This is a genomic window from Leisingera sp. ANG49 (assembly GCF_059694505.1).
In genome coordinates, this window is the sequence record NZ_JCATZN010000004.1 from 590897 (window position 1) to 613201 (window position 22305).

Genomic DNA, 22305 nt, shown 5'->3' on the forward strand with positions numbered 1-22305 from the left:
TTAAGGTTGTGTTAACCCTCTTGCGCGCCACTTCGGGCTGTTCCGTAAAAAATGTCGTGCGCTAATCGCGTGAACGGGCGTAGGCTGGGGTCACGTCAACGGAGGAGCCAATGCCGAAAATTGCAAAAACCGCGGACATCCAGACCGTTATCACCACATTCGAGATGACGCCGGGGACATGCCAGGACCTGCTGGAGGCGCTTGAGGACGCCTATGCGGAGTTCATTTCCAAACAGCCGGGCTTCATCTCGGCCGGTCTGCATGTGAACGACGCCCAGACCCGGATTGCCAATTATTCGCAATGGCGCCGCCGCGAGGATTTCATGGCGATGCTGCGCAGCCCGGAGATGCGCGAGCGCAACCGCAAGATCAACGAGCTGTGCCGCAGCTTCGAGCCGGTGATGTATGACGTCGCCGAGGTGTTCGGGGCCTGAGGCCCGGCTGGCTGGGGGCAGAATCTCAAATGAACCGGTGCAGGGTCATCAGCCCGGAGCGGATGACGGCCTTGGCCGAGTCCGCCGCCGCGGCGATGCGCGCGCAGTGCGCCTTGACCGGCTTCTGGGAGCGCAGCAGGATCATCACCACTTGGGCGCAGGCGCGCGGGAAGGCCTCTGCCGCCGGGCTCCGCCCTTCCGGCTTGACCGCCCTGACCCTCCGGCCAGCGCCAGCGAAACTGCAAGGAGGGAACCGGCAATCCTCTGGCTGCTTTTCAAAGAAGATGCCAGCGTGCCGCCGGGCGGGTCCTTGACTGGAACCCTATGGGGCCTGCGGCGTTCCGGACAAGGCGTTGCCACAGCGGTCCGGATTGCACGCCGCGGATGATCCGGATCAAGCAACAGAGCGGAAAAATGGTGTAGACTGCCAGCGAAGGGAGAATTGCGATGTATCACAATATTCTGGTGCCGATCTCATTTGATCCGGAACGCGACGTGACCGGGCCGCTCAAGGTGGCGCGGCTGCTGTCGGCGCCGGGGGCCAAGGTGACACTTCTGCATGTGATCGAACAGGTGCCGGCCTATGCGATTTCCTACATCCCGGCGGATTTCATGGAGGACACCCGCAATGCGCTGCAGGCGGAGCTGGACGGGCTGGCCAAGACCCTGCCCGATGCTGAAGGGGTGCTGGTGGAGGGCCACTCCGGCCGCACCATCCTGGACTGGGCAGAGCAGAACCAGCCCGACCTGATCATCCTCGCCTCGCACCGCCCGGCGATGCAGGATCTGATCTGGGGGTCGACCTCAGGCCACGTGGTGCGCCACGCAGCCTGCGCCGTGCATGTGGTGCGCTGAGGGGCGGACCGCGGCCTAGGCCGGAACCGCCGTTTTCAGCAGGCTCCAGGCCAGCCGGATCATGCCCCCGGGCAGCAGCGCGGAGCGCAAGAGCACCTTGTTGGAATTCACCGCCTCGGCAATGCGGGCGTAATGCACCTGCTTGTTTGCGGGCGAGCGCAGCAGGATGGTCTCGGCCTGTTTCATTGCCGATTCCGCCTGCCGCTTGATCTGCGGCACCGCCGCCGGCTTCACCGCACGGTAAAGGTTCAGCCCCTTGCGCTTGGGGGGCTGGGCTGGGTCCAGATTCTGCTTGACGGACCGCGTCAGGGTTTCTTCGACCAGCACCAGCGCCTTGTAGGCCTCGGCATAGGCCTGGTTGCCGTCCAGTTTCTGCGCTGCCAGCTTGTAGGTGTGGCGGAAGCAGTCGAACCTGTAGACCTGAGGCAGCTCGCCGCAACGGTCGAAGCCGCGGGTCAGGGTGGTCACAACCGCCTTGGTGGCCCGGGAGCTGAGTCCGCTGCGCTGGCCGCCGCCGGAGTCCATCCCGTCCCGGCCGCCGCCACCGCCGCCGTCGCCGGCATAGGCGGATGCACAGGATAGGATCAGGGCCAGAAACCCGGCGAGGATGGTCTTGCTGCTCATGTAAGCCTCCGTGGTTTGCAGGCAGCTTACCATGGGTCAGCTGTCTGGAAACGGGCGGAAACCCGCAAATTGCGCGTTTTTGCACTGGCTTTGCCTTGCAGAGCGCGGGGGCGGTTCCCACGTCAACTGCAGAAGTTGTGCAAGGAGAAGCGAATGCAGTGCCCGATTGATGGAACCGAACTTGTCATGTCCGACCGCGCCGGCGTCGAGATCGACTATTGCCCGCGCTGCCGCGGGGTGTGGCTGGACCGGGGGGAATTGGACAAGATCATCGAACGGTCGGCACAGCCGGTGCAGCCGGCGCCGCAGCCGCAGCGCTATGACGACCGCGGCCGCGATCATGAGCCGCGCCACGAGAAGAAATACTACAAGAAGAAAAAGAAGAATTTCCTGGAAGATCTGTTCGACTTCTGACAGCCGGTGGCGCCGCCCCGGCGGCATTGGGGCGGCTGGCCGCAGGCATCAGTGCATGGTGCAGAAGGAGCCGTGTTTGGCGTCCTTCATCAGGGTGTCGAAATCGGAACCCTTCATCTCGACCAGCGTCTTGTGATCGCCGGCCTCGAACCAGACCTTGTCGAGACCGGTGAGGCTGTCGTCGATGATCGTGGGCACCATATAGGCCGCCCCGACGCAGGGCGCCGCGCCCGGGTCGCAGTCGTCAAAGACCTGGTCCAGCTCAATCTCCGGCGCCAGCCCGAGACGGCGGTCGACCATCGACTGCAGCTTGTGCAGATCGACCTTCTGGTCGGACGGGATCACCGCCAGGAAGGGGCCTTCCTCCATGTGAATCAGCACCGATTTGGCCAGGTGGCCGCCCGGCACATGCGCGGCTTCGGCGCATTCGGATGCTGTGGCGGTATAGGGGTGACGGACGGTGGCGAAGGGCAAGCCCTGTGCCTCCAGATGATGTTTCAGGCGTGAGGCAATCATCGAAGGTCCTCCTGTCTGGGGCGCGGGGCCCGGCGGCGCGTGGCTCAGGTCCTGGGCGCCGCGGGAGCATCCTGGCTCACTGATCTGGCGGCGGCATCAGATCTGGGCGCAGCAAGCGGCAAGCCGGGGCGCGCGCAGGTTTCTGGTGCCCTCCAGTCTGCGCCCGATGGGGTGAGTCGGGCAAGGGGGGGGCGGCATGGCCGGGCCGGAACCGGCGGAAATCTTTTGGGAACCCTTGACGCCCTTTGGCCGTTATCCCTGCGACGCACCGCTGTGGTGCCAGGTAGTCGAGAGGGAAATTACCATGAAGACCGGATCTGCCGTTGCCATCGGGGTGGCCGCCGTTATCGCCATTGCTGCCGCTTTCTACATGATCGACGTCGACCAGACCGAAGAGGCCCGCCTGCCGGATGTGGATGTGAGCGTCGAGGGCGGCAACTTGCCCAAATTCGATGCCGAGGTCGGGTCGGTCGAGCTGACCGAGGAATCCGCCACCGTGAAGGTGCCGGATGTCGACGTGGAGATGAAGGACGCCGAGATCACCGTGCCCGGCATTAAAGTGACCCCGCCGGAAGATGCTGGCACCGAGACCGCCGCCGACAACTGATTTAGACTGTGTGGTGACGAGTGGTCCCCCTCCGGAGTTTCCGGAGGGGTTTTGTGTGTCGGAGTGGGAGAGCGGTGGTGCGGCGCAGGCGTAAACGAAAAGGGGTTTCGCTGCGAAACCTTGTTTATTGATGGTTGGTTAATGGGTTTGCGGTGGTTTTACCGGGGCATGGTGCAACGTAGGGTGGGCAATTTGCCCACCATCCGAGAGCTGGTTAACGAGGTGTTAACCAGCCCTGGGATCAAATTGCCCATGCCAAATTACCGCCGGTTCAAACGCGAGGGCGGCTGCTATTTTTTCACCGTCAATCTGGCGCAGCGGGACAGCTCGCTGCTCGTCGGGGAGATTGCAGCCTTGAGGACGGCGTTTGCACAGACGTTGAAGCAGGCGCCATTCCGCTGCGATGCCATAGTGGTTCTGCCCGATCACCTGCATGCGGTCTGGACGCTGCCGGCAGGCGACAGCGGCTTCCCGGAGCGTTGGCGGCTGATTAAATCCAGGTTTTCACACGCTGTTGAAGGTAGGTTCGGGCGGTCAGCCAGCAAACAGGCCAAGCGGGAGAAAGGGATCTGGCAGCGGCGGTACTGGGAGCATTTGATTCGGGATGAGGAGGACTACCGGAGGCATGTTGCCTATTGCTGGGCCAATCCGGTGAAGCACGGGCTTGTTGAGCGCCCTGCGGATTGGGCGTTTTCGTCGATCCACCGCGATATCCGCGCCTGGCGGGTCGGGGCGGAATGGGCAGAGGGTAGCCCGGACGGGGCGTTTGGCGAGTAGGCTGGGTGATACCGCCCACCGTTTCATTTTTTGTAACCGGGGGATGGTGGGCAAATTGCCCACCCTACGAAAACTTCTTCTGCGATTTCCCCCGGTAGGCCCGCGTCCCGGCCTTGCCCGCGGTTGACCGCCCCCGCGATTTGACAGCCGCTTCCGACGCCGCCTCCACCGCCGATTGCCGCGCCAAGGGGTCGTCGGAGATGGCGAGGTCGACCGCCTCCAGCCGTTTGATCTCGTCGCGCAGGCGAGCGGCTTCTTCGAACTCCAGGTTCTCCGCCGCCTTGCGCATCTCGTCGCGCAGGCCGTTCAGATGCGCCTCCAGGTTGGCGCCGTGCATCGGTTTGCCGATCTGGGCGGTGACGCGGTTCATGTCCACATCGCCCTCGTAGAGGCCGGCCAGAACATCCTCGACGTTTTTCTTGACCGTCTCCGGCGTGATGCCGTGCTCGAGGTTGTAGGCGATCTGCTTTTCGCGGCGGCGGTTGGTTTCGCCGATGGCGCGCTCCATCGAGCCGGTGATCTTGTCGGCGTACATGATGACGCGGCCGTCGGCGTTACGGGCGGCGCGGCCGATGGTCTGGATCAGCGAGGTCTCGGAGCGCAGAAAGCCTTCCTTGTCGGCATCCAGAATGGCGACGAGGCCGCATTCGGGGATGTCGAGCCCCTCGCGCAGGAGGTTGATGCCGATCAGAACGTCGAAGGCGCCGAGGCGCAGGTCGCGCAGGATCTCGATCCGCTCCAGCGTGTCGATGTCGGAGTGCATGTAGCGGACCTTGATGCCCTGTTCGTGCAGGTATTCGGTGAGGTCCTCGGCCATGCGTTTGGTCAGGGTGGTGACCAGGGTGCGGAAGCCGTTGGCGGTGACTTTGCGGATTTCGTCGAGGAGGTCGTCCACCTGCATGCCGACGGGGCGGATTTCGACCTCCGGGTCCAGGAGGCCGGTGGGGCGGATCACCTGTTCGGTGAAGACGCCGCCGGACTGGTCCAGCTCCCAGCCCGCGGGGGTGGCGGAGACGAAGACCGACTGCGGGCGCATGGCGTCCCATTCCTCGAACTTGAGGGGGCGGTTGTCCATGCAGGAGGGCAGGCGGAAGCCGTGTTCCGCCAGGGTGAACTTGCGCCGGTGGTCGCCGCGGTACATGCCGCCGATCTGCGGCACGGAGACGTGGCTTTCGTCGGCAAAGACGATGGCGTTGTCGGGGATGAATTCGAACAGGGTCGGGGGCGGCTCGCCCGGGGCGCGGCCGGTCAGGTAGCGGGAGTAGTTCTCGATGCCGTTGCAGTGGCCGGTCGCCTCCAGCATTTCGAGGTCGAAGTTGGTGCGCTGCTCCAGCCGCTGCGCTTCCAGCAGCTTGCCGTCGCCCACCAGCTGGTCGAGGCGCTGCTTCAGCTCCGCCTTGATGGAGACCACGGCCTGGTTGAGGGTCGGCTTGGGCGTCACGTAGTGGGAGTTCGCATAGACGCGGATCTGGTCGAAGGTGCCGGTCTTTTCGCCGGTGAGCGGGTCGAATTCGGTGATCGCCTCCAGCTCCTCGCCGAAGAAGGAAAGCTTCCAGGCGCGGTCCTCCAGGTGGGCGGGGAAGATTTCCAGGGTGTCGCCGCGGACCCGGAAGGAGCCGCGCTGGAAGGCCTGGTCGTTGCGCTTGTACTGCTGGGCGACCAGATCGGCCATGATCTGGCGCTGGTCGTACATCTCGCCCGCCTTCAGGTCCTGGGTCATCGCCGAGTAGGTTTCGACCGAGCCGATGCCGTAGATGCAGGACACAGACGCGATGATGATCACGTCGTCGCGTTCGAGCAGCGCGCGGGTCGCCGAGTGGCGCATCCGGTCGATCTGCTCGTTGATCTGGCTTTCCTTCTCGATATACGTGTCGGAGCGCGGCACATAGGCCTCCGGCTGGTAGTAGTCGTAGAAGGAGACGAAGTATTCGACCGAGTTCTCCGGGAAGAAGCCCTTGAATTCGCCGTACAATTGCGCCGCCAGCGTTTTGTTGGGGGCAAGGATGATCGCCGGGCGCTGGGTCTCCTCGATCACCTTGGCCATGGTGAAGGTCTTGCCGGTGCCGGTGGCGCCCAGCAGCACCTGGTTGCGCTCGCCCTCCATCACGCCTTCGGAGAGTTCCTTTATCGCGGTGGGCTGGTCGCCCGCGGGATCGAAGGTGGTGTTCATGACGAACTGCTTGCCGCCCTCCAGCTTGGGCCGCTGCTGCGGCGCGCGCTGGGTCATCATCGGCATGGTTTTGTCGGAATGGGCGTAGGGCATCAGGCGACTCCGTTGGCGGCTGGGGCCGATTTTGGTCTGTTTTTGTTCCGGTGCAAGGGGGGGTGGCGGCCAATCCGGGATATGGTGTCAGATTTTGTCAGCAGGCGCGGGGCGCAGCAGCTTTCCCAGCAGCTCCGCCAGCCGCCGCGCCTCGCCCGGGCTGAAATGCGGGGTGACGGCCTGCTGCATGGCGTCCGAGTAAACCGCCCACATCTGCGCGCGGGTCTCGGCGCCTGCGGGGGTGAGCAGCAGGACCTGGCCGCGGCCATCGCCGCTGCACTCCTGCCGGATGAGGTATCCGGCCTTGGCCAGCCGGTCCGCCAGCCGTGAGACGCCGTATTGCGGCAGCAGCAGCTTCTCCTGCAGCTCAAAGGGGCGCAGGCCCGTATCGCCGGCGCATTCCAGCTCCCACAGCAGGTCGTACCAGTCGAGCCCGGGCAGGCCCGCCTGCTTCAGCGCGGCCTCCACCGAGGCGAGGATGGATTTGTGGGCGCGGGCGAGCGGCAGCCAGATGTCGAAAGGGTCGGGTGTCTGCATGCGGGATATTTAGATGCAGGTGCATTGACATGCAAGGCGGGGCTCTTATCTGATGTGGATGCAACTGCATCTAAATGAGGATCCCATGAGCGACCTGCATCTGATCAGCCACCACCTGTGCCCCTATGTGCAGCGGGCGGTGATTGTGCTGAGCGAGAAATCCATTCCGCACCGCCGCACCTATATCGATCTTGCGGACAAGCCAGACTGGTTCCGGGTGCTGTCGCCGACGGGCCGGGTGCCGGTGCTGGAGACCGGCGGGCGGGTGCTGTTCGAAAGCCAGGTGATTGCGGAATACCTGGATGAGACCACGCCCGGCAGCCTGCATCCCGCCGATCCGCTGGAGCGGGCGCGGCACCGGGCCTGGATCGAATACGGCTCCGGCACGCTGGCGGCCATGGGCAAACTGTATAATGCACCGGATGAGGCGGCGTTTGCCGCGGCGGCTGCAGCCCTGCGCGGGCGGCTGGAGCGGATCGCGCCGGAGGTGGCGGGGCGGTTCTTTGCCGGAGACAACTTTCACATGGTGGACGGGGTCTGGGGCACCATCTTCCGCTACTTCGATACCTTCGATGCGATCGGGGATTTTGCCCTGATGCCGGGCGCTGGGCCAATGGCCGCGTGGCGGGCGGCGGTTGCGGCCCGCCCGTCGGTGCGGCAGGCGCCGCCGGAGGGGTATCCGGCGCGGCTGATGGCGTTTCTGGCGGCGCGGCCATCGCATCTGGGGAGGCTGGCGCAGGCGGCCTGTGGCGGTGCTGCAAAACCCGGATAACCCTGCTCAAAATGCCACCTTGCCGCAGAACCGCATCCGGCGCATAAAAGCGCTGGATTGAGACTCAAGGAGAGACAGCCCATGCAAGCGCGGATTTACCGGCCGGCACGCAACGCCATGACCTCTGGCATGGCCAAGACGCGGAAATGGGTGCTGGAGTTTGCGCCTGCCTCGGCCCGGGAAGTGGACCCGCTGATGGGCTGGACCTCCTCCTCCGACACCCAGGCGCAGGTCAAGCTGCGGTTCGAGAGCAAGGAAGCGGCGGTGGAATATGCCGAGGACCACGGCATCGACGCGGTGGTCGTCGAGCCGAAGGAGCGCAAGGCCAACATCCGCCCCGGCGGCTATGGCGACAACTTCGCCACCAACCGCCGCAGCCCCTGGACCCACTGACTTTTGCCGCTATCGCCCGGGCTGCTGTCTTGCCGGCCCGGCGGGGAAACATGAAGGCGCCCGATGGGCGCCTTCATGTTTCCTGCGGCTGCGGCATTGCGCGCCGGGCGGCCTGGCCTGCCGCGGCGGCTGAGCTACATGGCCAGCGACACCTGCCGGGTAAGCTCTGCCAGCGCCCGGGCCAGCGCATCGGCGGCAGCGCCGGCGCCTTCGCCTGCAACCGGCGTGGTGATATCGAAGCGCTGCACAAACTCCCGCACCGTGCCCTCGGGCGAGGAGACCGCGAACTGGCCGGAGAGCTCAAACAGCCCGTCGGCGCGGGCATAGGCCTGATCCACCCGCACATCCAGCCGCGCGTTCGGGCCGGTGTTCAGCGGCCAGGGCTCCATCGCCGCGGCGGCGCCGGTGCGTTCGCTGAGGCCGCGGGCCAGGGCGGCGGTCATGCCGCGGGCCGGGTCATCCGCCCATTGCGCGCCGCCAAGCGCAAACAGCGCGCCGCCTTCGCCCTCGGCAACGATGTCGGCGGCGGCCGCGTAGGAAGGCAGCGAGACCAGCCGCACCTCGATCGAGCGGGAACGCAGGCTGGTCCCCGTCTCGCCAGGGGCAGAAGAAATCAGATAGCGGGGATCGTTGCCCCCGGCGCAGGCCGTCAGCAGGGCAAGGGGGAGCAGCAATTTCAGGGCTTGAATCATTTTATCTTCCAAACAGCAGGGAATTCGGGTCGCGTTCGATCTTGCGGGCCAGCTGGGAGACCGCGCGGGCGGCGGTCCTGATCTCGCGCAGCGCGTCCAGGGTTTCGGAGTTGAAGCTGGAGCGGGCGCCGTAGGAGGCGATCAGCGCCTCGGATTGTGCCACCAGCCGTTCCAGCCGGGCAGACAGCGCCGGCAGGCCCTCGGCGGCGGCGGCCACGGCATCGGCGGCGCCGCGGGCCGAGGCCATGGTGGCATTGGCGTTTTCGACCAGCCCGCCCTGGCGCATCTCCTCCAGCGTGGCGCGCATTTCTTCCAGCGCGCCGGTCAGCGCCGGGGGCAGCTCGCGGGCGCCCTCGGTGCCGATCAGCGCATCGGCGCTGTTCATCAGCTGGCTGGCGGAGCGGATCAGCTCTTCGGCTTCCAGCGAATTGGCCTTGGCCGCCAGGGCGCGGAAATCGGCGACCAGCGCGGGCAGGTCCTCGGATGCGGCGGCTAGGCTGGCGGCGGCCTGGCTGCCCTGGTCCAGCGCCGCGGCCAGCTTGGCTGCCGCTTTGCTTTGCTGCAGCTCCGTCAGCATGGCCCGCAGGTCGGTGACGGCCGCGTGCAATTCGCCGGGCAGCGCGCGGGTGCCGGGGTCGGTCACCAGGGCGCGGGCGTCTTCCAGCAGGGCAACCGCTGCTGCCGGGGTCTGAACGGTGCTGTCGGCGGAGGCCAGGTTTTCGATGCTTTCCAGCGTCGCGATGACCTGCGCCATCAGCTCTTCGACCGGCAGCGCGTTGATGCGTTCCAGCATGCCTTCGGCGGTGGCGGTGAAATCCGGCAGGTCCGAGGGCGCGCTGGGCAGCTGCGGGAACGGTTCGGCGTTGCGGGCAAACTGCGCGGGGGCCGCGTCTTCCAGCGTCACCAGCTCGACGATCAGCTCGGAGCTGAACAGGCTGGCGGAGGCCAGCCGGGCGCGCAGGCCGCCCTCGACCGCCTGCTCCAGGAAATCAAGGGCCTCGGCCTCGCCGGAGCCCGGCGGCAGGCCCATCAGCGCAGGCTCAAGCAGCAGTTTGGCGATCAGCCGCACCTCGGCCTCGTCGCTGCCGCTTTGGATGGCGGCGTTGAGGCTGCTGACCTCGCCCACCTTGACGCCGCGCAGCTGGACCGCGGCGCCGCTGGCCAGGCCCGCCACCGACTCGTCAAAGGCGACCGAGACGGCAACCCCGCCGGACAGGGTGCGGGCAAAGGCGGTGCGGCGGGCGGCGGCCTCGTCGGCGTGGATGTCGAAGACGGTGCCCGGCCCGACCGGCTGGCCGCCGTCGAACACGGAGCCGAATTCGATGCCGCCGGCCACCAGCGAGGCGATGCTGTCCACGTCCAGCGACAGGCCGCTGGGCCCGATCGAGACCGAGAAGCCGGAGCTGTCCCAGAACCGGGTGGCGGAGTTGATGCGGCGGTCGTGCGGGGCCTCGATGAAGGCGTCGACGACGATGCTGTCGCCGCTGACGGTCAGGCGCGGCTGTTCCAGGCGGCCGACCTCGATGCCGCGGAACAGCACCGGCGCGCCTTCGGAGATCATCCGGCCGTCATCGGTGCGCAGGGTGATGCGGCGCCCGCCGCGGCCCGGCTGCGCCAGCGGCGCCCGGTCGGCGCCCTCGAAGGCGGTCTGCGGGAGGCCGGGGTCCTGGTCCCAGCTGCCCTCGATGTAGACGCCGGACAGAACGGTGCTGAGGCCGGAGATGCCGCGCGCCGACACTTCCGGGCGGACCACCCAGAAGGCGGCGTCAGAATCCAGATAGGGGGCGATGTCCTTGTCGACGCGGGCCTGGACGGAGACCTTGCTGAGGTCGCTGGAAAAGCCGACCTTCTCGACCCGGCCGATCACCACGTCGCGGTAGCGCACGGTGGTTTCATTGGCGGCAATGCCGGAGGCGTTTTCGAAGCTGATGCTGATCAGCACGCCGCGGTCGGAATAGGCTTTCCACGCCACCCCCAGCGACACCAGCAGCGCCGCCAGCGGCACCAGCCAGACCAGCGACAGGTTGCGCCAGGTCGAGGGGCGCTGGCTGGAGATGTTCATGCGGGCAGGGTCAGGGGTGCTCATCCAAATTCTCGCTATCTGCGGTCCAGATCAGCCGCGGATCTAAACTCTGGGCTGCCAGCATGGTGAAGGCAACCGACATTGCAAAACTGACCGCCGCCAGGCCGGGGGCGACGGCGGCGGCGAAATCCAGCTGCACCAGGGCGGTCAGGATTGCCACCACAAAGACATCAATCATCGACCAGCGCCCGATGAATTCAACCACTTCATAAAGCATCAGCCGGCCGTGGCTACCAAGGGCTGCGGGCCTGCGGACCGAAACCGCCAGGTAGCCGATGGCGAGGAACTTGGCGACCGGGATCACGATGGAGGCCAGGAACACGATCAGCGCGACGCCATAGGAACCGTGGCTGAACAGTTCGGCAATGCCGCCGATCAGGGTGTTCTCGGAGGTGCGGCCGAAGGTGGTGGTGCGCAGCATCGGGTAAAGGTTGGCGGGCACATAGGCGATCATCCCGGCCGCCAGCCAGGCCCAGACCCGCTGCAGGCTGTCCGGGGCGGCGGCTTGCAGCGGGCTGCCGCAGCAGGCGCAGATCCGGGTGCCGCCTGGATTGGCGGTGCCGCAGGCGCGGCAGCCGGCCAGCCCGGCTGCGGCGGCGGTCAGGAAGCGCTGCGGGTTCTCAGGGTTTTCCATACGGTCAGCCTGCAAATCGCGTTGTCGGTCAGAATGGTCACCACCAGAAGGGCGGCAAAGGCCCAGAAGGCCGGGCCCAGCCCGACCTTGGCCAGGCCGGAGACTTTGACCAGGGCCACAGCCACGCCGATGATGAATATCTCGGCCATCGCCCAGGGTTTCAGCCGCTCTGCCCAGCGGTAGGCGGTGGCGGCCCGCGGCGCCGGACGCCAGCCCAGGGCCATCGGGGCCAAGGTGTAGACCAGCGCGCCGTAGCGCGCGGCGGGCAGCAGCACGATCAGCAGGCCGGTGGCCAGCGACAGCGGCGCCATCGGCCCTTGCGAAAAGGCCAGCACCGCATCCAGAACCGACGCCTGATGCGACAGCCCCTGGGCCTTCAGCTCAAGAAACGGAAAGACGGCCGCGGCGGCCAGCAGGATCAGCGCGGTCAGCGACAGCATCGCGATCCGGGTCATGGCGCCGGACTTGGGTGCCGCCAGCACCGTGCCGCAGCGGGCGCAGCGGGCGACCGAATGCGCCGGCACGTCCTGGTCGCGGTGCAGCACATCGCAGGTGGGGCAGGCAAGCAGCTGTCCAGAGTCCATTGCACTCGTCTCCCGTTGCCGCAGGCCAGCCGCTGCGCGCCTGCGGCAGCAGCTGGTGCTATCGCTGCTCACTTGAGGCCGTGCAGGGCCGGAATTCAATCGGTTTTTTTTAAAGGACAGCATGGCAAGCGCCCCGGCTTTGGGCGGAATGGCACAGGACGTGCCGGCAGCCGGGGGCGATGCTCGGGGGCTGGCAGGGCGACGGGCATACGCTGGTATTTGCGGCAAATGCAGAGTGCTGCCGGCACCGCCCGGATTGCGGATTTCGCCATTCTTTAAGCTTTTGGCGGAATTCTGGCCGCAGCACTGTATCTCGGCCCGGGGATTTTGATGTACCGAATTCTGGATTGCATAACGCAGCAGCACAATTACGGGCTTATGGCTGTCGCCGCCCTGGTCTGTGTTGCCGGGGTCGGCCTGAACGTGCGCCTGATCAACCGGCTGAACGGCGCAACGGGGCGGCAGCGGCTGGTGCAGCTGGGGCTCTCCGGCGTGATCACCGGGGCGACAGTCTGGGCGACGCATTTCATTGCGATGCTGGCTTATGAGCCGGGATTCGACCATGGCTACGAACCGCTGCTGACCGGACTGTCGCTGCTGGTGGCGGTGCTGGGGGTGCTGGCTGCCAATGCCGTGCTGGCCTTTGGCGCCGGACGGCATCCGGCCCTGCTGGCCGGGGGCGCGTTCGGCTTGACGGTGGCCGTGATGCACTACACCGGCATGCAGGCCTATCTGATCCCTGGGGAACTGCAGTGGCAGCCGGGCTACCAGGTGCTGTCGCTTGCGGTCGGAGTCGGGCTGGGCGCCTGGGGGTATGCTTTTGCCGCCAGACAGGGGCTGGGCAGGCGGAACCGGGCGCTGGCCACGGTGCTGCTGGCGGGCGCCGTCTGCGGCATGCATCTCACCGGCATGAGCGCCATCAATGTCCAGCTCAGCCCGCCGGTGGATGTGCCCGAAGAGGTGATCTCGGGGACGGTGCTGGGGATGCTGGTTTCCGGGGTCATGGGGCTGATCCTGCTGGTTGGTTTCGCTTCTGCCGTCATCGAGGCAAATGCCGAAAGCGAAGCGCGCCGGATGCTGGCGCACGCGGCGCTGCACGATCCGCTGACCGGGATGCCCAACCGGATGTGGCTGACGCAGTTCCTGGCTGATCTGGCAGAGCGCATGCGCAAGGATGAGACCGGGCGTGCGGCGGTGCTGACCATCGACCTGAACCTGTTCAAGGAGGTGAACGATCTGCATGGCCACGCGGTGGGCGACAAGGTGCTGCAGGCCGTAGCCCGGCGGCTGACCTGCCAGCAGGGGCCGGATGAGCACATCGCGCGCGTGGGCGGCGACGAGTTTGTTGCGGTCAAGCAGGGGTTCCGGCGGATCGAGCAGGTGCTGGCCTTTGCCGAACGCCTGCAGGCGTCGGTCACCGAGCCGATCGAGCTGGAGGGCATCTCGGTCCGGGTAGGGGCGGCTATCGGGGTGGCAGCCAGCCTGCAGGAGGGCCGCGACCCGCTGGAGCTGCTGCACAAGTCCGACCTGGCGATGTACCGGGCCAAGTCCGATCCGGCTGGCGCGATCTGCCAGTTCAGCGAGGAGATGAACCGTCAGAGCCGGGAGAAGCTGCAGCTGGTCCACGATCTGCGCCAGGCCTGCGCCGCGGGGCAGTTCGAGCTGGCCTATCAGCTGCAGAATGACATCACCACGCTGGAGCCGGTCGGCTTTGAGGTGCTGCTGCGCTGGGACCATCCCATCCGCGGCCGTGTGGGGCCAGGCGAGTTCATTCCGGTGGCCGAAGAGACCGGCCTGATCCGGGAGATCGGGCACTGGGTGCTGCGCGCGGCCTGCAAAGAGGCGTCCGGCTGGGAGCGGCCGCTCCAGGTGGCGGTCAATGTGGCGCCGCAGCAGCTGGTGCAGCCGTCCTTTGCCGAGGATGTGATGGACATCCTGCTGGAAACCGGCCTGCCGCCCGAGCGGCTGGAGCTGGAAATCACCGAATCCAGCATCATCGACGACCAGGCCCATAGCCTGAAAGTCATGCATCAGCTGAAGGACTACGGCGTCCGCATTGCGATGGACGATTTCGGCACCGGCTATTCCTCGCTGGCCACCCTGCAGACCTTTCCCTTTGACAAGATCAAGATCGACCAGAGCTTTGTGAGGGATGTGCACAGGAACGCGCAGAGCGCGGCAATCGTCTGTTCGACGCTGCTGCTGGGGTCGGCCCTGAACATTCCGGTGCTGGCCGAAGGAGTGGAAAAGCAGGATGAGCTGAACTTCCTGCAGGCGGAGAAATGCAGTGCCGTCCAGGGGTTCTATTTCGGGATGCCGATGAACCGGGAGGACATGCGGCGGATTGCCTGCGGGCAGAGCGCGGCGGACAGGAGACACTCGGCGTGATGCCGCACCTGGGCCGGCGCGCGGGCAGGCGCTGCGGCCGGAACCGCCGGAGGGGATGAAGCGCAGGCTGCAAGCTGCTAACCTGCCTGCCGGGCGGTTTGGGAGAGCACGGGCTTGACGGAAATTTCTTTTCTTTTTGACGGCGGCCGCGATGGCTGCCCGACGGTGTTGCTGGCGCATGGTGCGGGCGCCCCCAGGGACACGCCGTTCATGGCGGCCATTGCATCCGGTCTCGCCGGCCGGGGGCTGCGGGTGGCGCGGTTCGAATTTTCCTATATGGCCGCCCGCCGCAGCGGCGGGCCGAAGCGGCCGCCGCCAAAGGCTGAGAAACTGCAGGCGGAGTTTCTGGCCGCCGTCAGCTGCCTTGCCTGCGACGGGCCGCTGGTCATCGGCGGCAAATCCATGGGCGGCCGGGTGGCGAGCCTGATTGCTGACGAGCTGCTCGCCGGCGGGCGCATCTGCGGCCTGCTGTGCCTTGGCTACCCGTTTCACCCGGCTGGCAAGCCGGAGCGCCTGCGGACCGCGCATCTGGAGGGGCTGGAAACGCCCGCGCTGATCTGCCAGGGCAGCCGCGACCCTTTCGGCGCGCTGGAGGAGGTGCAGGGGTACGCGCTGTCTCCGGCGATCAGGCTGTGCTGGCTGGAAGACGGGGACCATGATCTGAAACCGCGCAAGACCGTGACCGGCTTCGGACAGGAGCACAATCTGGACGCGGCCTGCGCCGCGGCCGGCGATTGGGCCAAGGGGCTGGCATAGAGGCTGTTGGCAGGCCCGGGCGCGGGGCCGGGCGCCGGGCGGCTCAGTGTTCCGGTGCGGGTGGTTCGATGATCCGCCAGTAGCGGTCCATCATGGTGACGAGCTGCAGGAAGTCGCGCCCGGCGGTCTCCTTGGCGATATAGCCTGCGGCGTTCAGGCTGTAGGCGGCCGCGATGTCCTGCTGGTCGCTGGAAGTGGTCAGGAAAAACACCACCGACTTGTGCAGGCCGGGGTCGCTGCGCATCTCCCCGACCAGGGAGAAGCCGTTCATCCGCGGCATGTTGATATCGGCCAGCAGCACGTAGGGCGGCGTGATCCTGTCCCTGCCGCCGGTGCCGCGGAGAATGTCGAGCGCGTCGATGCCGTCAACGGCCCGGGTGATCTCATTTGCGATATTGGCTTTGCGGAAGGCGCGCCGCACCGCCTTGGCGTCGCCGTCGTCGTCATCGACGAGCAGGATCTTCAGCTCTGTCCGGGAGAAGGGGATGCCGGTGCCATGCGCCATGTCAGCTGCCTCCCTTGGCGGCGGGCTCATGCTTGGGCCAGGTGAAGCGGAAATCGCAGCCCTCCCCCGGGGCGGACTGGAGAGAGATCGTGCCGCCCGCCTGCTGCACGTGTTTCTGTACGATGGACAGGCCCATGCCGCTGCCCTCGACCTGGTCCCGCGACTGCAGCGTCTGGAACATCTTGAAGATCTTCTCGTGGTACTTGGGTTCGATGCCGGGACCGTCATCCGCCACCGAAAAGACCCAGTGGCCGCCCGCGTCCTGCAGCGTCACGTCCACCGAGCCGGCACCGGATTCACTGTGCTTGATGGCGTTGGAGATCAGGTTGGCGAAGATCTGTTTCAGTGGCATGTTCACCAGCTGGATGCTCTCGAACGCCGGGTCGATGCGGATCGTGAAGCCCGCGGGCTGATCAATCAGCATCAGCACCTCTTGCATCAGATCGTTGCCGGGTGTGAGCTGCTGATAGCGGTGGTCGGTCTTGCGCCCGATCCGGGAATATTCAAGCAGGTCGTCCAGCAGCTGGTCCATCCGCGACACCCGGGAGCGGAGCAGCTGCAGGTTTTCCCGGCTGTCTTCATCCAGGATTTCCGCCAGGTCCTCCTCCAGCCAGCTGGAGGCATTGTCGATCACCCGCAAGGGCGCCCGCAGATCGTGGGAGGCGACATAGGCAAAATCATCCAGGTCCCGGTTCGACCGGGAGAGGTCGTCGATGAATTTCTCCCGTTCCTCCTCAGCGCGCTTCTGTTCGGAGATATCGCGGACAATGCCGCTGAATAGAATGTGCTCGCCGATCCGGATCTCGCTGACGGAGACATTGAGCGGGAAGGTGCTGCCATCCTTGCGCCGCCCCTGCACGTCGCGGCTGTCGCCGATGAATTTCGGCTGCCAGGTCTTGAAGTAGGCGCGGATGTAGCCGTCGTGTTCCGACCGGTACGGAGCGGGCATCAGCATACTGACATTCTTGCCGGCCACCTCCTCTGCGCTGTAGCCGAAGATCTGCTGGCAGGCGCGGTTGAAGCTCTGAATTCTGCCCTCGGGATCTATGGTGACCATCCCTTCGACGCTGTTGTCGCGGATGGCCGTCAGCTCTGTCTGCTTGCGTTCCAGGGAGACCATGATCGTCTTCTGGCGGCAAACAACATAGGCAAAGGCCCAGAGCGCCAGGACCGTTAGCCCCCTGTTGGTGAGGACGATCCATTCATGGATGCCGGCCCGGTGAAACAGAAGATAGCCGAGAATTGTCAGCACGGATCCCGCCGCGGCATAGGCGTAGGCAGTGGCGGGCTTCCCCGCCCAGATGGCGCAGAGGACAACCCCGGTGTAGGTCAGCCCGGCCGCCACCCCCAGCGGGGTCAGGTAGTCGAACAAAAATCCGGCGGCGATCATCAGGGCGGCTGCGGCCTGGGCATGCTGGCCGGCCGGGAGCCGCCAGCGAGGCTGTTGATGGATGCCGGTTTGCCGGGCAAATGTCATAATGCGGGCGTTCCCTTGGTTCGGTGCAGGCGGTCAGAAATCCGGCTGCTGATTGGTGGCAATGCTTGCAGCCGGCTAGCGGCTTGTCCGGTCAGGGTACATTCTTCGTGCGCTGTTTCAAGAAAAATGCAACTTAAAGTTGTGTTTCGGATATTGGGCCGTTGCCGCCGGCCAAGGCGATTTGCAACGGCTTGCAGCCCGCCGCGCAATCCTGGGCAGAAAGCCTGAAGCCGGTTAGCAAACTGTAAACCGGTTCCGGTCAGGGCAGGTTTTACCCGATTTTTGATGCTGCCCTCACGGGGGCGGGTGCCGAAGCGCTGCTGCGGCGAGGATAGAACCGGTTCGGGCCGCTCCGCCGGCTTGGCAGGGGCGCCGAGGCAGGCCTGTTCCCGGTTAAGAGTTTTCTGTCTTTTTAGCGGCAGTCTCTCGCCAGCAATTTAGAATCACGAACGCGGAGAGTCAGAATGTTTTTCAGATCAAAGTCGGCCAAGCCTGCAGAACAGGCCAGCAATGCTGAAATGATTGCCGGAATGGTTGACCGCACCCAGGCCACGATCCAGTTCGAACCGGATGGCACCATTCTGACCGCCAACGCCAAATTCCTGGCCGCAATGGGCTATAGCCTGGAGGATATCGCCGGCAGGCACCATTCGATGTTCGTGGCGCCGGATCTAGCGGCCAGCGCGGAATACAAGGCGTTCTGGAAGGATCTGGCGAAGGGCAAGGTGTTCACCGATCAGTTCCCGCGGGTGACCAAGGCCGGGGAAACCATCTGGATCCAGGCCACCTATGCTCCTGTCACCGGGCCGGATGGCTCCGTCGTGCAGGTGGTGAAGGTGGCGACCGATGTGACCGTGCGCCGCCGCGGCCTGCAGGAGATCGCCCGCGGGCTGGAGGCGATGAGCCAGGGCGACCTGGGCGTCCGGGTCACCCTCTCGGAGCAGGCCGATATCGCGGCGCTGGGCGAAGCGTTCAACCGCTCTGCCGAACAGCTGCAAACGGCGATTGGCGCGGTCACCCAGGTGTCGGGTGCGGTGGGGCGCACCGCGGATGAGATTTCGCGTTCGGCCAGCGACCTGTCGCAGCGCACCGAAAGCCAGGCCGCCACGCTGGAGCAAACCGCGGCAGCCATCGAGGAGCTGACCTCAACCGTTCATTCCGCGGCGGAGGGTGCGGAAAAGGTGGAGGGCATCGTCAGCGAGGCCAAGACCGCGGCGGAGCGCAGCGGCCGGGTTGTCGGGGACGCGGTGGCGGCGATGTCGAAGATCGAGACGTCCTCCGAGGAGATCGCCAAGATCATCGGCATGATCGACGACATCGCCTTTCAGACCAACCTGCTGGCGCTGAATGCCGGGGTCGAGGCGGCGCGCGCCGGCGACGCGGGCCGCGGTTTTGCGGTTGTGGCCTCCGAGGTGCGGGCGCTGGCGCAGCGCTCTGCCGGGGCCGCCGGGGAGATCAAGCAGCTGATCAGCGAGAGCAAGCAGCAGGTGGCCAGCGGGGTCGATCTGGTGGGCCGCAGCGGCGCCGAGCTGCAGCAGATCATCGACAGCGTCGGCACCATCTCCAGCCACATCAGCGGCATTGCCGCCGGCGCCAAGGAGCAGGCGGCCTCGCTGAGCGAGATCAATCAGGGTGTTTCGCAGCTGGATCAGGTGACCCAGCAGAACGCGGCGATGGTGGAGGAGGCCTCCGCCGCCAGCCGGCGGCTGTCGTCCGATTCCGGCCAGCTGACCCGCGAGGTGTCCAAGTTCAGCGGTTGCGAAGGCGCGGCTCCGGCGGCTGCCCCGTCGGCGGAGGTGATCGCCTTTCAGCGCCCGGCGCCGGCGCAGGACGGGTTGTCCGCGGCGCAGGGCAGGGACGACTTCTGAGGCGGCTGCCGTCAGCCGGTCCGCGGGTGCCGCGGGGTTTGCCTGAATTGACGTGTTGACACTGTCCGCCTGCGCCGCAACGCTGGCCGCAAAATGACGGGGTGAACACATGGACAGCCAGGATGCGGCTGCATATCCGCTGGTCCGCCGCGCCGGGCTGAGCGGCATGCTGGTCAGCTTCGGCGGCAGCCTGAGCGAGGCCTCCAACCGGGCGGCGCTGGCGTTCCGCACCGCGGTGGAGGCGCGGGCGCTGGAGGGCGTGGCGGAGACCATGGCCTCGCTGGCCTCGGTGTTTGTCCGTTTTAACCCTTCCGTTCTGCCGCACGGGCGGATTGAGGCGGCGCTGCAGGAGCTGCTGGCGGCGCGGGACTGGCTGCAGGCGCCGCTGCCCGCCGGGCGCCGGTTCTGGCGGGTGCCCACCGTCTACGGCACCGATTTGGCGCCGCAGCTGGCGGAGGCCGCCGATGCCGCCGGGATGAGCGAGGCGCAGGCCATCGACAGCCTGGGCGCCGCACGGGTGCGGGTGCTGACCATCGGCTTTGCGCCCGGCCAGCCCTACCTCGGCTCGCTGGGGCCGGAGTGGAACCTGCCGCGGCAGACCGAACTGACCCCGATGGTGCCGCGCGGCGCGCTGGTGCAGGCGATCAGCCAGCTTGTGCTGTTTTCCAGCCCGGCGCCGACCGGCTGGCGCCATGTCGGCCAGACCGGGCTGAGGCTGTTCCAGGCGGACACAGACGAGCCCTTTGCCCTGAGGCCCGGAGATGAGATGCAGTTTGAACCGGTGTCCAGGCCGGACTTTTTGAAGCTCTGCGAAGACGATCCGCTGCGCGGCGGCGCCACTGCCTCGGAGATCCCGGCATGAGCGGCCTCAGGATTCTCCGCATCGGCCCGGCCGCATCGGTGCAGGATACGGGCCGTCCCGGGCTGCTGGGGCAGGGCGTGTCGCAGGGTGGAGCGGCTGACCCGCTGGCGCTGGCCGAAGGCGCGGCGCTGTTGCGGCAGGACCCGGACCTCGCAGCGCTGGAGATGGGCGGCATGGGCGGCGAGTTCGAGGCCATTGGCCCCGTGCGCATTGCGCTGACCGGGGCGCCGATGGCGGCGGCACTGGATGGCGAGGCGCTGGCCTGGAATGCCTCGCACCGGATGGAGGCTGGCCAGCGCCTGACCATCGGCGCTGCCCGCGCCGGCGTCTACGGCTATCTGCATCTGGGCGGCGGCATCGCCACGGAACCGCTGCTGGGCGCCCGCGCCGTGCATCTGATGGCCGGGCTGGGCCGGGTGGCGGAGGCCGGAGACCTGCTGCCCGCCGGGCCGGACCGGAACGGCGATACCGGGCTGGTGCTGGCGGCGGAGGAGCGGTTCAAGGGCGGCGAGCTGCGTATCGTAGAGAGCTTTCAGAGCTGCCTGTTCCCCGAACCCGTCCGGGCCCGCTTTGCCGCCACTGCCTTTTGCCGCGGCAGCCGTGCCAACCGGATGGGGGTGGAAATGGTCTCGGACGGAGAGGGGTTCGCCGCCGAAGGGCAGCTCAACATACTGTCCGAGGTGATCCTGCCCGGCGACGTGCAGATGACCGGCGACGGCAAGCCCTTTGTGCTGCTGCGCGAATGCCAGACCACCGGCGGCTACCCGCGGATCGGCACCGTGCTGCCCTGCGATCTGCCCAGGGTAGCGCAGGCGCAGGCGGGGGCGGCGCTGCGCTTCCGCTGGATCAGCCTGGAGGACGGGCTGGGGATCCAGGCGAAATTCGAAAAAGCACTGAAGGGACTGCCCGCTGCCTGCCGCCCGCTGGTGCGGGATCCGCAGGCGGTCCGGGACCTGTTGTCCTATCAATTGATCAGCGGGGCCGTCTCGGCGGAGGCGGACCCTTTTGCGACGGGAGAAAGCGCATGACCAAGACTGTCGACCTGAACGCCGATATGGGCGAAAGCTACGGCCCCTGGAACATGGGCGATGACGCCGCGCTTCTGGGCATCGTCTCCTCCGCCAATATCGCCTGCGGCTTTCACGCGGGTGACCCGGATGTGATGGCGCGGACCATGGCGCTGGCACGGGACAACGGCACCGGCATCGGCGCCCACCCCGGCTTTATGGACCTGCAGGGGTTCGGCCGCCGCAAGATGCAGGTGCCGCACGGCACCCTGGCCAATATGATCCGCTATCAGCTGGGCGCCGCCCGGGGCCTGGCCCAGGCCGCTGGCACCCGGGTGCGGCACCTGAAGCTGCACGGCGCGCTCTCCAATATGGCCTGCGTCGACCACGCGATGGCGCGCGCCTGCTACGAGGCGGCGCTGGATGTGGACCCGGAGATCATCATCATGGTGCTGGCCGCCACCGCCATGGAGGAGGTGGTGCGCGAGCTGGGCTGCAACTGGTGCGGCGAGATCTTTGCCGACCGCGCCTATAACGACGACGGCACCCTGGTCGACCGCTCCCTGCCGGGGGCGGTGATCCACGATCCGGACCTGGCCGGGCCGCGCATCCTGCAAATGGTGCAGGAAGGGGTGATCATCACCGAAAGCGGTAAACGCATTCCGGCGGCGATCGACACCATCTGCCTGCACGGTGATACAGCCGAGGCCGTGGAACTCGCCGCCTCCGTCCGCAGCAGCCTGACCGCAGGCGGGATCGCCATCCGGCAATTCCCCGGCCGCCGGGGCTGAGGCGCGGCAGGGGGCGCCCTTTGGGGAGCAGGATCTGAGGCAGATTTTTGGGCCGCACGCCGGGAAAATCCCGGGAATCGCGGCGCTTGCGCCGTCGGATTCGATTCCAGCCGACTCGATGGAAACCGACCGGCTTGTATATGCCAAGGGGCATACCCCCAACATATAGTGTGGTGCAATCGAAGGGCGGTTCCGCCTGTTCTCTCCAGGCCCGCTGAAAGCCCGTTTCCCGGCTGCGAGCGCAGCTTTTCAAGGGTGATAACCGATTGAAAAATATCAACTTATTGCCGAGGCAAGCAAAAAGTCATAGAAACTTCAAAAAAGGGGTTGCGACTCTCCGGCGCTAACCATAGAACACCCCTCACCGGCGGCGCTGAGGCGCTGACGGTCACCACCGAGGGTTAGCTGGAACGGCGGCGCAGCAAGAAATTGGAGCGCAGCCGGGATTGTTGTCTCTCAGAGGTGA

At 66.4% G+C, this 22305-nt stretch carries 24 protein-coding genes; 13 read left to right on the forward strand and 11 right to left on the reverse strand.

Going from position 1 to position 22305, the window contains the following annotated elements; genetic code table 11:
• Positions 1–110 precede the first annotated feature (110 nt).
• A complete protein-coding gene (locus AC58NV_RS16720) occupies positions 111–434 on the forward strand; it encodes an antibiotic biosynthesis monooxygenase family protein (protein ID WP_497228126.1) in 324 nt (107 codons plus the stop codon).
• A gap of 25 nt (positions 435–459) precedes the next feature.
• Here AC58NV_RS16720 and AC58NV_RS16725 read toward each other — a convergent pair whose 3' ends face one another.
• Positions 460–582: a hypothetical protein gene (locus AC58NV_RS16725; RefSeq protein WP_497228127.1), complete on the reverse strand. Its 123-nt coding sequence runs from the start codon at positions 580–582 to the stop codon at positions 460–462.
• A 299-nt stretch (positions 583–881) separates the two neighbouring features.
• Here AC58NV_RS16725 and AC58NV_RS16730 point away from each other — a divergent pair, with 299 nt between their 5' ends.
• Positions 882–1289 carry a universal stress protein gene (locus tag AC58NV_RS16730; protein WP_366662545.1) on the forward strand — a complete coding sequence of 136 codons (408 nt, stop codon included), beginning with the start codon at positions 882–884 and terminating at the stop codon, positions 1287–1289.
• Between the two features lie 15 nt (positions 1290–1304).
• Here AC58NV_RS16730 and AC58NV_RS16735 read toward each other — a convergent pair whose 3' ends face one another.
• Complete coding sequence (locus AC58NV_RS16735; RefSeq protein WP_497228128.1) at positions 1305–1913, reverse strand: hypothetical protein; 609 nt, start codon at positions 1911–1913, stop codon at positions 1305–1307.
• Positions 1914–2066: 153 nt separating this feature from the next.
• Here AC58NV_RS16735 and AC58NV_RS16740 point away from each other — a divergent pair, with 153 nt between their 5' ends.
• On the forward strand, positions 2067–2327 hold the full coding sequence (locus AC58NV_RS16740; protein WP_366662547.1) for a TFIIB-type zinc ribbon-containing protein: 261 nt from the start codon (positions 2067–2069) through the stop codon (positions 2325–2327).
• Positions 2328–2375: 48 nt separating this feature from the next.
• Here AC58NV_RS16740 and AC58NV_RS16745 read toward each other — a convergent pair whose 3' ends face one another.
• The gene (locus tag AC58NV_RS16745) at positions 2376–2843 is read right to left on the reverse strand and encodes an aminoacyl-tRNA deacylase (RefSeq protein WP_366662548.1); all 468 of its coding nucleotides are present in this window, start codon (positions 2841–2843) and stop codon (positions 2376–2378) included.
• A 304-nt stretch (positions 2844–3147) separates the two neighbouring features.
• Here AC58NV_RS16745 and AC58NV_RS16750 point away from each other — a divergent pair, with 304 nt between their 5' ends.
• Both AC58NV_RS16750 and AC58NV_RS16755 read left to right on the forward strand, forming a co-directional pair.
• Positions 3148–3450: a hypothetical protein gene (locus AC58NV_RS16750; RefSeq protein WP_497228129.1), complete on the forward strand. Its 303-nt coding sequence runs from the start codon at positions 3148–3150 to the stop codon at positions 3448–3450.
• 252 nt (positions 3451–3702) lie between these two features.
• Positions 3703–4227 carry an REP-associated tyrosine transposase gene (locus AC58NV_RS16755; RefSeq protein ID WP_497228159.1) on the forward strand — a complete coding sequence of 175 codons (525 nt, stop codon included), beginning with the start codon at positions 3703–3705 and terminating at the stop codon, positions 4225–4227.
• Positions 4228–4291: 64 nt separating this feature from the next.
• On the opposite strand, the gene uvrB is transcribed toward AC58NV_RS16755, so the two are convergent.
• The gene (gene uvrB / locus AC58NV_RS16760) at positions 4292–6490 is read right to left on the reverse strand and encodes an excinuclease ABC subunit UvrB (protein WP_497228130.1); all 2199 of its coding nucleotides are present in this window, start codon (positions 6488–6490) and stop codon (positions 4292–4294) included.
• 87 nt (positions 6491–6577) lie between these two features.
• Positions 6578–7027 (reverse strand): MarR family winged helix-turn-helix transcriptional regulator, encoded by a 450-nt coding sequence (locus tag AC58NV_RS16765; RefSeq protein ID WP_497228131.1) that lies wholly within the window; start codon positions 7025–7027, stop codon positions 6578–6580.
• An 85-nt stretch (positions 7028–7112) separates the two neighbouring features.
• On the opposite strand from AC58NV_RS16765, the gene AC58NV_RS16770 reads away from it, so the two are divergent.
• Together AC58NV_RS16770 and AC58NV_RS16775 are read left to right on the forward strand one after the other, a co-directional pair.
• The gene (locus AC58NV_RS16770; protein ID WP_497228132.1) at positions 7113–7799 is read left to right on the forward strand and encodes a glutathione S-transferase family protein; all 687 of its coding nucleotides are present in this window, start codon (positions 7113–7115) and stop codon (positions 7797–7799) included.
• A gap of 81 nt (positions 7800–7880) precedes the next feature.
• On the forward strand, positions 7881–8192 hold the full coding sequence (locus AC58NV_RS16775) for an ETC complex I subunit (protein ID WP_497228133.1): 312 nt from the start codon (positions 7881–7883) through the stop codon (positions 8190–8192).
• Between the two features lie 134 nt (positions 8193–8326).
• On the opposite strand, the gene AC58NV_RS16780 is transcribed toward AC58NV_RS16775, so the two are convergent.
• The 4 genes from AC58NV_RS16780 to AC58NV_RS16795 are packed head-to-tail and all read right to left on the reverse strand — an operon-like array spanning position 8327 to position 12185.
• On the reverse strand, positions 8327–8884 hold the full coding sequence (locus AC58NV_RS16780; RefSeq protein WP_497228134.1) for a PqiC family protein: 558 nt from the start codon (positions 8882–8884) through the stop codon (positions 8327–8329).
• Between the two features lies 1 nt (position 8885).
• A complete protein-coding gene (locus AC58NV_RS16785) occupies positions 8886–10970 on the reverse strand; it encodes an MlaD family protein (protein WP_497228135.1) in 2085 nt (694 codons plus the stop codon).
• Positions 10957–11601, reverse strand: a complete 645-nt coding sequence (locus tag AC58NV_RS16790; RefSeq protein WP_497228136.1) for a paraquat-inducible protein A — start codon at positions 11599–11601, stop codon at positions 10957–10959. The genes AC58NV_RS16785 and AC58NV_RS16790 overlap by 14 nt, the downstream gene beginning before the upstream one ends.
• On the reverse strand, positions 11568–12185 hold the full coding sequence (locus AC58NV_RS16795) for a paraquat-inducible protein A (RefSeq protein ID WP_497228137.1): 618 nt from the start codon (positions 12183–12185) through the stop codon (positions 11568–11570). The genes AC58NV_RS16790 and AC58NV_RS16795 overlap by 34 nt, the downstream gene beginning before the upstream one ends.
• 330 nt (positions 12186–12515) lie before the next feature.
• Between AC58NV_RS16795 and AC58NV_RS16800 the strand changes: the two genes are divergently transcribed.
• A complete protein-coding gene (locus AC58NV_RS16800) occupies positions 12516–14573 on the forward strand; it encodes a putative bifunctional diguanylate cyclase/phosphodiesterase (protein WP_497228138.1) in 2058 nt (685 codons plus the stop codon).
• Positions 14574–14687: 114 nt separating this feature from the next.
• Complete coding sequence (locus AC58NV_RS16805; protein WP_497228139.1) at positions 14688–15329, forward strand: alpha/beta family hydrolase; 642 nt, start codon at positions 14688–14690, stop codon at positions 15327–15329.
• Positions 15330–15372: 43 nt separating this feature from the next.
• Here AC58NV_RS16805 and AC58NV_RS16810 read toward each other — a convergent pair whose 3' ends face one another.
• Both AC58NV_RS16810 and AC58NV_RS16815 read right to left on the reverse strand, forming a co-directional pair.
• Complete coding sequence (locus AC58NV_RS16810; RefSeq protein WP_497228140.1) at positions 15373–15834, reverse strand: response regulator; 462 nt, start codon at positions 15832–15834, stop codon at positions 15373–15375.
• Between the two features lies 1 nt (position 15835).
• Positions 15836–17224: a sensor histidine kinase gene (locus AC58NV_RS16815; protein ID WP_497228141.1), complete on the reverse strand. Its 1389-nt coding sequence runs from the start codon at positions 17222–17224 to the stop codon at positions 15836–15838.
• Between the two features lie 551 nt (positions 17225–17775).
• Here AC58NV_RS16815 and AC58NV_RS16820 point away from each other — a divergent pair.
• The 4 genes from AC58NV_RS16820 (at position 17776) to AC58NV_RS16835 (ending at position 21839) form a co-directional block, all read left to right on the forward strand.
• Complete coding sequence (locus AC58NV_RS16820; RefSeq protein ID WP_497228142.1) at positions 17776–19179, forward strand: methyl-accepting chemotaxis protein; 1404 nt, start codon at positions 17776–17778, stop codon at positions 19177–19179.
• 109 nt (positions 19180–19288) lie between these two features.
• Positions 19289–20041, forward strand: coding sequence for a 5-oxoprolinase subunit B family protein (locus AC58NV_RS16825; protein ID WP_497228143.1), 753 nt, complete (start codon positions 19289–19291; stop codon positions 20039–20041).
• Positions 20038–21069: a 5-oxoprolinase subunit C family protein gene (locus tag AC58NV_RS16830; RefSeq protein ID WP_497228144.1), complete on the forward strand. Its 1032-nt coding sequence runs from the start codon at positions 20038–20040 to the stop codon at positions 21067–21069. Before AC58NV_RS16825 ends, AC58NV_RS16830 begins: the two co-directional genes overlap by 4 nt.
• Positions 21066–21839 (forward strand): LamB/YcsF family protein, encoded by a 774-nt coding sequence (locus tag AC58NV_RS16835; protein WP_497228145.1) that lies wholly within the window; start codon positions 21066–21068, stop codon positions 21837–21839. The genes AC58NV_RS16830 and AC58NV_RS16835 overlap by 4 nt, the downstream gene beginning before the upstream one ends.
• The last annotated feature ends 466 nt before the right edge of the window (positions 21840–22305 follow it).